8 protein-coding genes are annotated in these 11,311 nt (G+C 58.8%); 7 read left to right on the top strand and 1 reads right to left on the bottom strand.

Translation table 11 applies throughout. The features are described 5' to 3' along the window. Nucleotides 1-441 precede the first annotated feature (441 nt). Nucleotides 442-2,022, top strand: coding sequence for an L-aspartate oxidase (gene nadB / locus H2Z84_RS20590; protein ID WP_103526016.1), 1,581 nt, complete (start codon nt 442-444; stop codon nt 2,020-2,022). Between the two features lie 44 nt (nt 2,023-2,066). On the opposite strand, the gene H2Z84_RS20585 is transcribed toward nadB, so the two are convergent. After that, a complete protein-coding gene (locus H2Z84_RS20585) occupies nt 2,067-4,364 on the bottom strand; it encodes a PAS domain-containing sensor histidine kinase (protein WP_226034293.1) in 2,298 nt (765 codons plus the stop codon). A 159-nt stretch (nt 4,365-4,523) separates the two neighbouring features. Here H2Z84_RS20585 and H2Z84_RS20580 point away from each other — a divergent pair, with 159 nt between their 5' ends. The 6 genes from H2Z84_RS20580 (at nt 4,524) to H2Z84_RS20555 (ending at nt 11,311) form a co-directional block, all read left to right on the top strand. Continuing rightward, entirely contained in the window at nt 4,524-5,528 is a 1,005-nt protein-coding gene (locus H2Z84_RS20580) for a TRAP transporter substrate-binding protein (RefSeq protein ID WP_181837641.1), read from the top strand. Nucleotides 5,529-5,593: 65 nt separating this feature from the next. Further along, nucleotides 5,594-6,187 carry a TRAP transporter small permease gene (locus tag H2Z84_RS20575; protein WP_181837640.1) on the top strand — a complete coding sequence of 198 codons (594 nt, stop codon included), beginning with the start codon at nt 5,594-5,596 and terminating at the stop codon, nt 6,185-6,187. Further along, on the top strand, nt 6,187-7,515 hold the full coding sequence (locus H2Z84_RS20570; RefSeq protein WP_181837639.1) for a TRAP transporter large permease: 1,329 nt from the start codon (nt 6,187-6,189) through the stop codon (nt 7,513-7,515). Before H2Z84_RS20575 ends, H2Z84_RS20570 begins: the two co-directional genes overlap by 1 nt. A 146-nt stretch (nt 7,516-7,661) precedes the next feature. Beyond that, on the top strand, nt 7,662-9,947 hold the full coding sequence (locus H2Z84_RS20565) for an NADP-dependent malic enzyme (protein WP_181837638.1): 2,286 nt from the start codon (nt 7,662-7,664) through the stop codon (nt 9,945-9,947). 76 nt (nt 9,948-10,023) lie between these two features. Continuing rightward, nucleotides 10,024-10,275 carry a PhaM family polyhydroxyalkanoate granule multifunctional regulatory protein gene (locus H2Z84_RS20560; RefSeq protein WP_124641341.1) on the top strand — a complete coding sequence of 84 codons (252 nt, stop codon included), beginning with the start codon at nt 10,024-10,026 and terminating at the stop codon, nt 10,273-10,275. 115 nt (nt 10,276-10,390) lie between these two features. Next, a complete protein-coding gene (locus tag H2Z84_RS20555; protein WP_181837637.1) occupies nt 10,391-11,311 on the top strand; it encodes a VirK/YbjX family protein in 921 nt (306 codons plus the stop codon).

Genomic DNA, 11,311 nt, shown 5'->3' with positions numbered 1-11,311 from the left:
CGTCGCTGCGTTGTCTGCTGAGGAGGCGAACTATACCGCCACCACCCACCCTCGTCAACACTTTGCGCGAAGAAATCTGCAGATTCTGGCCAAATACCGCCCCACAGCGCGCTAAGTGACTGAGGGGCAAACAACTATGCCGACGGGGTTTTATTACAGCTTTGCTGCGGATGCACAGCAATGCATGGAGTAGCGGCTATGCCGGGTACTGAAAACCAGTTTGGCTGGCGCTAAAAGGTGGCCCAGACACCTTTAGTTACTCACTGACTTCGCCGTCTGCGCCGAATTGGCCGTCTGGGTTCGCGGTTCATTGCGCATTGCCCAATACCGGCTTGAGCTGCCTGCATATATATAGTCAACGCAGATGCCGCCCGACGACGGTTCTGCTAATCTTGAGCCTTCTGCAAACTGCCCTACTCCGCCCTGACGGCGGCATCTGCCATGCTCAAGTTTGATGTTCTGATTATCGGTAGTGGTCTGGCCGGCATGACGCTGGCCCTGCATCTGGCTGCTACTCGCAAAGTTGGCCTGATTACCAAGCGCGATCTGCTGGAAGGCAGCTCGACCTATGCCCAGGGCGGTATCGCCGCCGTGCTGGATACTGAGGATTCGGTTGAGGAGCATATCCGCGACACGCTGATTGCCGGTGCTGGTCTATGTAATGAAGAAGCAACGCGTTTTATCGTGGAGCATTCCAAGGAGGCGATTGACTGGCTGATTGCCCTTGGCGTGCCGTTTACCCGCGATGATACCCACAAGACGGGTTATCACCTGACGCGTGAGGGCGGCCACAGTCATCGCCGCATTATCCATGCTGCCGATGCCACCGGGGCGGCCGTGACTTCTACGCTCGGCCAGAAGATCAAGGCACATCCGAATATCACGGTGCTGGAAGATTTCATTGCCATCGACCTGATCACCTCACGCAAGCTGGGGCTGGAAGGCAAGCGCTGCTATGGCGTGTATGCACTGGACAAGACGCTGGACCAGATTGTCACCATTGCCGCCAAGCACACCATGCTGGCTTCCGGCGGTGCGGGTAAGGTTTACCTCTATACCACCAACCCGGACACCGCCACTGGTGATGGCATTGCCATGGGCTGGCGGGCTGGCTGCCGGGTGGGAAATATGGAGTTCATCCAGTTCCACCCCACCTGCCTGTATCACCCGCACACCAAGTCTTTCCTGATTTCCGAAGCGGTACGTGGAGAAGGTGGCATTCTGAAATTGCCGGATGGTACGCGCTTCATGCCGGATCACGATCCACGTGCCGAACTGGCACCGCGTGACGTGGTAGCGCGCGCCATCGACTTTGAGATGAAGAAGCATGGCCTGGACTGCGTTTATCTGGACATTTCCTACAAGCCGGCCAATTTCATCAAGGAGCACTTCCCCAATATCTACGCCCACTGCCTTGAACTGGGCATTGATATTACCCAAGAGCCGATTCCGGTGGTGCCGGCAGTACACTTTACCTGCGGCGGCCTAGTAACCGACCTGACCGGCCATACCGATGTGGATGCCCTGTACGCGGTAGGTGAAGTGGCCTGCACTGGCCTGCATGGTGCTAATCGTCTGGCTAGCAACTCGCTGCTGGAGTGCCTGGTCATCGGCAAGGCAGCCGCCGAGGACATTCTGGCTGCACCGGACATCACCCTGCCGCCGATCCCGGACTGGGATGATAGCCAGGTGACGGACAACGACGAGGAAGTGGTGATCTCGCATAACTGGGACGAGCTGCGCCGCGCCATGTGGGACTATGTCGGCATCGTGCGTACCAACAAGCGGCTGATGCGGGCACTAAGCCGGATTCGTTTGCTGTCGGAAGAGATCAACGACTACTACAGCAACTTCCACGTGACCAACGACCTGATCGAGCTGCGCAATCTGGTACAGACTGCCGAGCTGATCGTGCGCTCGGCACTGCTGCGCAAGGAGAGCCGCGGCCTGCATTACAGCCGCGACTATCCGGATATGCTGGAAGAAACACAGGAAACCATCCTGCAGCCCAGTCAACACTAAGTACTGGCTGGCGATGTGACAACGGCACCCTCGGGTGCCGTTTTTCATGTGCCGTCGCTGCTGCGCCGTAGCGGCAGGGTGAACCAGAATACGCAGCCCCCCGCCACCGTGGAATTGACACTGAATTCGCCACGGTGGAATTCCACAATCGACCGGCAGATATTCAGGCCTATGCCCATACCATCCGGCTTGGTGGAATAAAACGGGGTAAACAGCTCTTTCTTGATATTGTCGCTGAGGCCGGGCCCGTTATCAGCCACCTCTACCCGCCAGAACGCTGGTCCCACCGTGGTGCGCACCACGATGTGCGGCCGCCGGGTTTGTGCCTCGACCATGGCCTCGATGGCGTTCTTCATCAGATTAAGCAAGACCTGCTCGATCAACACCGGGTCCATGTCCAGCCTGCAGGCCGCCCCGTCCTGCTCGATCACCAGTTGTACCCCGGCCTTGAAAGCCATCATCTCCGCCAACCCTGCCGCCCGCGCCACCACGCGCGCAGGATCGACATTCTCCAGCTGTGGTTCGTGTTTTTTGACGAAAGCGCGGATGCTCTTGATGATCTGCCCGGCGCGCTGCGCCTGCTGGCTGATGGCGGCCACGGCTTCGCGCACGCCAGAGGGCAGCTCCAGCCGCTCCGGCAGGCGTCGCGCCAGGCCGGCCGAGTAGGTGCTGATGGCGGTGAGTGGCTGATTCAGTTCGTGCGCCAGACTGGAGGCCATCTCACCCATGGCGATCAGGCGCGAAGTGGTCTGAAAGCGCTCCTGCTGTGCCTGCGCCCGCCCTTCCCGTTCGCGCTCTTCCGTGACATCACTCAGGATCACCAGCCAGGCAGGCTCGCCACTGACCCATTCCAGCCGGCGACGGTGCATCTGGAACCATTGCGCGCCGTCTTGCAGGGTGAACTCGCTGGCCAGATCATCCTGCTCCGGCTCCTCTCGCAAGCCGGGCAACAACAGGCAGCACGGCGCATCCGGCTCATCGGCCAGCCATAGATAGGAAAAGGTGGGATTGCCGTACAGCAGCTGTCCGCTTTGCTGGCTGACCACACAGACACCCGCCTGCATGCCGTTAAGCACGGTAAGAAAGCGTTGGTGCGAAGCATTCAGCGCCAGCCGCTGGCGTTTGCGTTCGGTAATGTCAAACAAGGCAGCAATCCAGCCTCGATGGCTGCCATCACGCTCGATCAATGGTGTGGCATACAACCGCACTTCAACAAATTCGCCATTTTGGCACTGAAAGCGCAGCTCGAAGCCCTGCTCCGGCTGCATGCCATCCCGCACCGCATCCATAGCCGCATGCATTTGCTGGTGATCGGCACTGGGCCAAAAAACATGAGGTGGGCGCTGGCCCACCAGCTGTTCGGGCGCATAACCGAGCATTTCACAAAATGCCCGGTTAACCCGCAATATTTCGCCTTCCAGGCTAATGGCGACCAGGCCACTTTTCATGCAGTCCTCGATAGCCTGTCGCAGGGATACTTCGGTGGCCAGTGCATGCTCGGCACGAGAACGCTCGCGCATATGGCGGCGGATGCGCCAGATGGAGTACAGCAGCGCCGCTGCCAGCAGCATGATCAGCCCGGTCAGCACCGGCAGGGTCAGCCCCAGTCCGGAACGGTAGCTGACGGCACGCAAATACACGCCGAAGCCCGGCGGATCGAAACTGGTCTGGTGGGAAATGGTGCCGGGGTGTTCGGAAGGGTCGAATTTGCTGGCCAGGGTGCGACCACCAACATCGACAAAGCTGATGTAGTTCTTGGAGGCAATCCACCACGGCACCTGGCGGTGCAGCAATTGATCAAACTGGTACACCAGCCGGATGCTGCCCAGGTATTTCTCATTGGCAATGATGGGCACGGCCAGGTCGAAACGGTACTTACCATCAGCACGACGGTAGGGTTGGCCATAAGAGGCGCGACGCAAGCGCGAGGCCCGCCACACTGCGTCGAACTCGTCACCATGCAATACCTTGCCGGGAGCAACCTGCCCGTGCTGGTCGCGTATCAGCATGCCGTTCTGGTCGAACTGCTGCACCTGCAGGATCTCTGCGCTTTCGCGCATGAAGAATGCGGCCGTCGGCACGAAGCGCTCAGCCGGCATCTTGCCACCGGCAAGATCCGCCGCCACGCCTTCTGCCCACTCCTGCTGCGCCTCCATGTGCAGGCGCATCGACTGCTCCAGCCACAATACTTCTTGGATGAGGTTGTCGTGTTGTTCATCTACCCAGTCGCGGTAAACCAGATAAAACAACCCCCCCAGCGCCATGACCAGGGCAATGAGAGTCAGCGAGGTTCCCAGCCATAGCAGGCGGGGAGAACGGCGGCGGGCAAGCAGATCGATCACGTGCATAAGCAGGTACGGGAAAACCCCAATGATGAAGTCCCCAATGGCATGTTGTTGGCGCGCCTTCTACTTTACACGCTATTAACAGCCCACAGACAAGGGCTGTAATACAAAGCAAAAACATTCAACGCAAACGGAAACAGAAACGGAGAGACACTCATGAAACTGAAAATTGCTGCATTGCTGATTGGCGCTTCCTTTGGTGTAGCCGGCATGGCCCAGGCCGCTGGTGAAATCGTCATCAAGTTCAGCCACGTGGTATCGCCGGACACCCCCAAGGGCAAGGCCGCTGAATACTTCAAGAAGCTGGCGGAAGAGCGTACCCACGGCAAGGTCAAGGTTCAGGTTTATCCCAACAGCCAGCTCTACAAGGACAAGGAAGAACTGGAAGCCCTGCAACTGGGCGCGGTTCAGATGCTGGCCCCGTCGCTGGCCAAATTCGGGCCGTTGGGCGTGAAGGAATTCGAAGTTTTTGACCTGCCTTATGTGTTCGACAACTATGAAGAAGTAAACAAGGTGATGCACGGCGCCATCGGCAAGCAATTGCTGGGCAAGCTGGAAAGCAAGGGCATCAAGGGCCTGGCTTACTGGGACAACGGCTTCAAGAACTTCTCTTCCAACAAGCCGATCAAGTCGCCCGCCGACCTTAAGGGCCTGAAGATCCGTATCCAGTCGTCCAAGGTACTGGAAGAAGAAATGCGCTCGGTAGGCGCACTGCCGCAAGTAATGGCCTTCTCTGAAGTGTACCAGGCGCTGCAAAGCGGCGTGGTGGACGGCACCGAATTGGAAGCCTCCAACCTGTACACCAGCAAGGCTTACGAGGTGCAGAAAAACCTGACGCTGACCCAGCACGGTTTCCTGGGCTATGCCGTCATCGTCAACAAGAAATTCTGGGATGGCCTGCCGGCTGACGTGCGCACCCAGCTGGATGGCGCCATCGTCGATGCCTCCAAGTACGCCAACGACATTGCCAAGAAGGAAAACGACCGCTCGCTGGCCGCCATCAAGGCTTCCGGCAAGACCCAGGTTTACACCCCGAGCGCAGCTGAACGCGCTGCCTTCAAGAAAGCCATGCTGCCGGTTCACGCCAAGATGGCCGACCGTATCGGTCCGGACCTGCTGAAGGCGATCTACAAAGAAACCGGCTTTAATCCCAACAACTGATCGGCCCATGAATGGAGCGTGCGTGCGCAGGCACCCACGCTCTTTTTTGCTGAAAGAGAACAATCATGCTGAAATTCCTCGATCACCTTGAGGAGTGGATGATTGCCCTGCTGATGGGAAGCGCCACCCTCATCACCTTTGCCGCAGTATTGCACCGCTACGGCTCGGGCATCGAAACTCTGCAACCCTATCTCGCCCACATCAATATGGCTTGGGCCCAGGAACTGACCATCTACCTGTTCGTATGGATGGCCAAGTTTGGTGCTGCCTATGGCGTGCGCACCGGCATCCACGTGGGGGTTGATGTGCTGATCAACCGCCTGTCGGACAAGAACCGCGCCAAGTTCATCATTTTCGGCCTGCTGTCCGGCGCGCTGTTTACCGGCGTCATTGCCGCACTGGGTAGTGATTTTGTCTGGGAAATCGCCCATACCGATCAGACTTCGCCTGATCTGGAAGCACCGATGTGGCTGGTCTATCTGGCCATTCCCTGCGGCTCCTCGCTGATGTGCTTCCGCTTCCTGCAAGTGACCTGGAACTTCATCAAGACCGGCAAGCTGCCCAAGCATGATCACGGCCATGTCGATGGCCTGGAAGAAGGCGCTGAAGAACTGGACAACCTGCACCCGCACGACCTGAACCACGGAGGCAAGCACTAATGACCACACTGATCATTTTCGGTCTGCTGCTTACCCTGATGCTGACCGGCATGCCGATCTCCATCTCACTGGGTCTGACGGTACTGACCTTTCTGTTCACCATGACGGAAGTACCTATCCAGTCGGTAGCACTCAAGCTGTTTACCGGCATCGAGAAGTTCGAAATCATGGCGATTCCCTTCTTCATCCTGGCGGGTAATTTCCTGATGCACGGCGGGGTGGCCAAACGGATGATCCGCTTTGCCACCACCCTGGTTGGTCACTGGTACGGCGGCCTCGGCCTGGCCGGCGTGGTATCCTGCGCCTTGTTTGCCGCCATTACCGGTTCGTCCGTCGCCACCGTGGTGGCCGTGGGCTCCATCATCCTGCCGGCCATGGTCAAGCAGGGCTATCCGCAACGCTTTGGCGCGGGTGTCATCACCACTTCCGGTGCGCTGGGCATTCTGTTCCCGCCATCCATCAACCTGGTGATGTACTCCATTGCCACCGCCGGCATGGATGTCACCGGCCCGGATGGTTCTCCGGTGAGTACGGCCTCGGTAGGCCAGCTGTTCATGGCCGGCGTGCTGCCCGGCCTGTGCCTGTCAGTACTGCTGGGCCTGACCACCTGGTATCGCGCCAAGAAGTTCGACTACCCGCGCCTGCCGCGCGCCAGCTGGGGCGAGCGCCTGCAAGCCTTCCGTGAATGCGTATGGGGCCTGCTGCTGATCGTGCTGGTGATCGGTGGTATTTACAGCGGCATTTTCACACCGACCGAAGCTGCCGCCATGGCTGCCGTGTACGCCTTCATCATCGCCGTGTTCGTGTACAAGGACATGGGACTGAAAGATGTGCCGCGCGTGCTGATCAACGCCGCATCGATGAGCTCGATGCTGCTATACATCATCACCAATGCCGTCCTGTTCTCCTTCCTGATGGCATCCGAGCAGATTCCGCAAGCCATGGCCGCCTGGATGACGGCACAGGGTCTGGGCATTGTTGCCTTCCTGCTGGTCACCAACATCCTGCTGCTGGCCGCTGGTAACTTCATGGACCCGTCGGCCATCGTGCTGATCATGGCCCCCATCCTGTACCCGGTGGCCGTCAAGCTGGGGGTCAATCCTATCCACTTCGGCATCCTGATCGCGGTCAACATGGAAGTCGGCATGTGTCACCCGCCTGTGGGGCTGAACCTGTATGTGGCATCGGGCATTACCAAGATGGGCATTACCGAACTGACCGTGGCAGTGTGGCCATGGCTGCTCACCATGCTTGGATTCCTGGTCGCAGTAACATATATTCCCGGCATCTCGCTGTGGCTGCCGCGAATGTTAGGTATGATGCATTAAAAGCAGGACAGGACAAGGTACGCGGCCGGGATGAATCCCTCGCCGCGTATCTTGTCTGACAGGACCATAGCCCCAGTAGAGGGTTAGCCCTTATAATATTGAGCTAAATTCAAAACGACCATAAGAAACCACCCAGGAGTTCACGAATGGACGAGCAACTGCGCCAAGCCGCACTCGATTTCCACCAGTTCCCTCAGCCCGGCAAGATTCAAGTATCCCCGACCAAGCCGCTGGCTACCCAGCGTGATCTGGCCCTTGCTTACTCCCCCGGTGTGGCCGCCCCGTGTGACGCCATCGTGGAAGACCCGCTCAATGCCTACAAATACACTGCTCGCGGCAATCTGGTAGCCGTCATCACCAACGGTACCGCCGTGCTGGGCCTGGGCAATATCGGCCCGCTGGCTGGCAAGCCGGTGATGGAAGGCAAAGGCGTGCTGTTCAAGAAGTTTGCTGGCATCGACGTTTTCGACATCGAGCTGGACGAAAACGACCCGGACAAGCTGGTTGACATGATCTGTGCCATGGAACCGACCTTCGGTGGCATCAACCTGGAAGACATCAAGGCACCCGAGTGCTTCTACATCGAGAAGAAATGCCGCGAACGCATGGGCATTCCAGTCTTCCATGACGACCAGCACGGTACCGCCATCGTGGCCGCCGCTGCGGTGCTGAACTCGCTGCGCCTGGTCAACAAGGACATCGCCAATGTCCGCGTGGCAGCCTCCGGTGCCGGCGCTGCCGCCATCGCCTGCCTCGACCTGCTGGTAGCACTGGGCGTGAAGCGTGAAAACATCACCGTCTGCGACTCCAAGGGCGTGATCTACCAGGGCCGTGACGAAAAGCTGGATGAATCCAAGCAGCGTTACGCCATCGTTGACAACGGCAAGCGCAAGCTGGCCGATGCCATGGTGGGTGTCGACATTTTCATGGGCCTGTCCGGCCCGCGCCTGGTGACCCAGGACATGGTAAAAACCATGGCTGCGCACCCGGTGATTCTGGCCATGGCCAATCCGGAACCGGAAATCCTGCCGCCGCTGGTGAAAGAAGTACGCCCGGATGCCATCATCGGCACTGGCCGTTCCGACTTCCCCAACCAGGTCAACAATGTGCTGTGCTTCCCCTTCATCTTCCGTGGTGCGCTCGACGTTGGCGCCACCACCATCAATGAAGAAATGAAGCTGGCCACCGTACGCGCCATTGCCGACCTGGCCATGGCCGAACAGTCGGACGTGGTTGCCACCGCCTACGGCGACGAAGAACTGTCCTTCGGCCCGGAATACGTGATTCCCAAACCGTTCGACCCGCGCCTGATCGTCAAGATCGCTCCGGCCGTGGCCAAGGCTGCCATGGATTCCGGCGTGGCCACCCGCCCGATCGAAGACTTCGATGCTTATGTCGATCAGCTCACCCAGTTCGTGTACAAGACCAATCTGTTCATGAAGCCGGTGTTCTCGCAAGCCAAGAAGGAAAGCAAGCGTGTCGTGCTGACCGAAGGCGAAGACGAGCGCGTGCTGCACGCCACCCAGGAAATCGTGCTGGCCGGCCTGGCCAAGCCCATCCTGATCGGCCGTCCGAGCGTGATTGAAAAGCGTATCGAAAAGCTGGGCCTGAAGATGGAGATGGGCAAGGATTTCGAGCTGGTCAACAACGAATCCGATCCGCGCTTTGCCGAATACTGGAAGGACTACTACAACCTGATGAAGCGCAAGGGCGTTTCGCAGGAACAGGCCCGTCGCCGCGTGATTGGCAACACCACGCTGATCGGCGCACTGATGGTCCGTCGCGGCGATGCCGATGCCATGATCTGTGGTACCTACGGCACCTACCGCCAGCACTTCGAAATCGTGGAAACCGTGCTCGGCTACAATAATGCCGACAAGGTGGCCGGTGCGATGAATGCGCTGATCCTGCCGACCGGCAACATCTTCATCACCGACACCTATGTCAATGCCAAGCCGGATGCCGTGCAACTGGCAGGCATTACCAAGATGGCCGCCGAAGCCATGAAACGCTTTGGTATCGCGCCGAAGGCTGCCCTGCTGTCCAACTCCAGCTTTGGCACCATCAACGGCGAATCCGCCGACAAGATGCGCACTGCACTGGAGCTGATTCGTGAAGCCCAGCCAGACCTGGAAATCGATGGTGAAATGCAGGGCGACGCCGCCCTGGTGGAAGCCATCCGCACCCAGGCCATGCCGGAAACCACGCTGAAGGGTTCGGCCAACCTGCTGATCATGCCTAATGTGGAAGCCGCCAACATCAGCTACAACCTGCTGCGTGTATCGGCCTCCGACGGTGTGACCATCGGCCCTATCCTGATGGGCATGACCAAGCCGGTACACATCCTGACCCCGATCTCCTCGGTACGCCGCATCGTCAACATGGTAGCCCTGGCCGCCGTGGATGCGCAGGTAGCAGCCAGCAACAGCTAAGCTACCATCTTTGGTCTTATACTGAACGGGCAAGCAGCAGCTTGCCCGTTTTTTTATATGACAAGGAGAGCCAGCCATGAGCGCCGATTTCAATCCCACAGATCCATTCGCCATGTTCCGCCAGTTCTGGCAAACTGCCACCCCGGCCAGCGCCCAGCCTTTCCTGCCGCCGATGAGCGAGGAGGAAATCGACCGTAAGCTGGCCGAGCTGCGCGTGGTGGAAGGCTGGCTCACCATGAATCTGGGCATGCTGTCCATGCAAATGAAAACCCTGGAAATGCAGCGCGCGGCCATGGTGGCAATGAAACCGCGCGACGAAAAAAAATAAACCAGCGCGCCCGTCACAAACGGTCATCACCACGGGACAAGCCGGCCAAAGACGCCGGCTCCCGGATAAACAATAATGCTCTTCCGTGCATGAACAGCTTTTAGAAGAACTCTGCGTGAAAACAATCGAATCAGCTTCGGGGCCGCATCCCGTACGCCTGCTAGGCGAACTGGCCAGCGGAACATTTTCCCGCCGCGACTATCTGGACGAAGGCAAAAACCGCATCAAGCTAGCGCTGCGCACCCTGCTTACCCTGCCCGCCAGCTACCGCTGGCTGGGTTTTCTCGCCAGTCAGCCATTAATGCTCGACTACCTGCGGCTGGCACCACGCCTGGCCCAAAAACTACACCGCCCATATCTGTACCGGGGGCTAGGGAATGCCGCCAAGGCCGACATGCTGCAGCAGCACTACAGCCAGGTACTCAAGCTGCCCGCTACTGTGCGCAGCAAGCTGCTGTCGCTGGAAAACCTCAAGCTGGCCAGCGTCAGCGGCAAGGACGACAGCCAGTTTGGCTGGGTGCTGGGCCACAACCACACCTTCGACAAGGAGGGCGAACTGTCGCTGCAGTTCATCGATGGCCAACAGGTGGCCCTGGCCACACTCACCTTTACCCTGTGTCAGTACCAGGGCCAGAGCGTGGCACTGGTTGGCGGCCTGCAAGGACCGCGCAAGGAGTTTGGCCACGAATGCATTCGCACCGCCACCAAAGCTTGCCACGGGCTATTCCCCAAGCGGCTGGCGCTGGAAGCCCTCACCATCATTGCCCGTGAAATGGGCTGCCAGCAGGTGCTCGCGGTGTGCAAGGACAGTCATATTTACAGTTCCTGGCGCTATCGACGCGATTTTCAGGCTGATTACGACAGCTTCTGGCTGGATATCGGTGCCGAGAAAATCAACACCGAATACTTCCGCATCCCCTTCCCCATTCCGCGCAAGCCGATGGAGGACATTGCCAGCAAGAAGCGCAGCGAATACAACCGCCGCTATGCCTTGCTGGATGAGATGGCCAACCAGATCGTGCAGTCACTGCACTGA

The sequence above is a fragment of the Aquitalea aquatica genome (assembly GCF_013911085.1).
Lineage (GTDB): Bacteria > Pseudomonadota > Gammaproteobacteria > Burkholderiales > Chromobacteriaceae > Aquitalea > Aquitalea aquatica.
This window is presented reverse-complemented; position numbering and strand designations above follow the sequence as displayed.

Coding starts and splice junctions, on each gene's coding strand:
- H2Z84_RS20570 (WP_181837639.1), top strand. CDS start 6,187: ATGACCACACTGATCATTTTCGGTCTGCTGCTTACCCTGATGCTGACC.
- H2Z84_RS20560 (WP_124641341.1), top strand. CDS start 10,024: ATGAGCGCCGATTTCAATCCCACAGATCCATTCGCCATGTTCCGCCAG.
- H2Z84_RS20565 (WP_181837638.1), top strand. CDS start 7,662: ATGGACGAGCAACTGCGCCAAGCCGCACTCGATTTCCACCAGTTCCCT.
- nadB (WP_103526016.1), top strand. CDS start 442: ATGCTCAAGTTTGATGTTCTGATTATCGGTAGTGGTCTGGCCGGCATG.
- H2Z84_RS20580 (WP_181837641.1), top strand. CDS start 4,524: ATGAAACTGAAAATTGCTGCATTGCTGATTGGCGCTTCCTTTGGTGTA.
- H2Z84_RS20575 (WP_181837640.1), top strand. CDS start 5,594: ATGCTGAAATTCCTCGATCACCTTGAGGAGTGGATGATTGCCCTGCTG.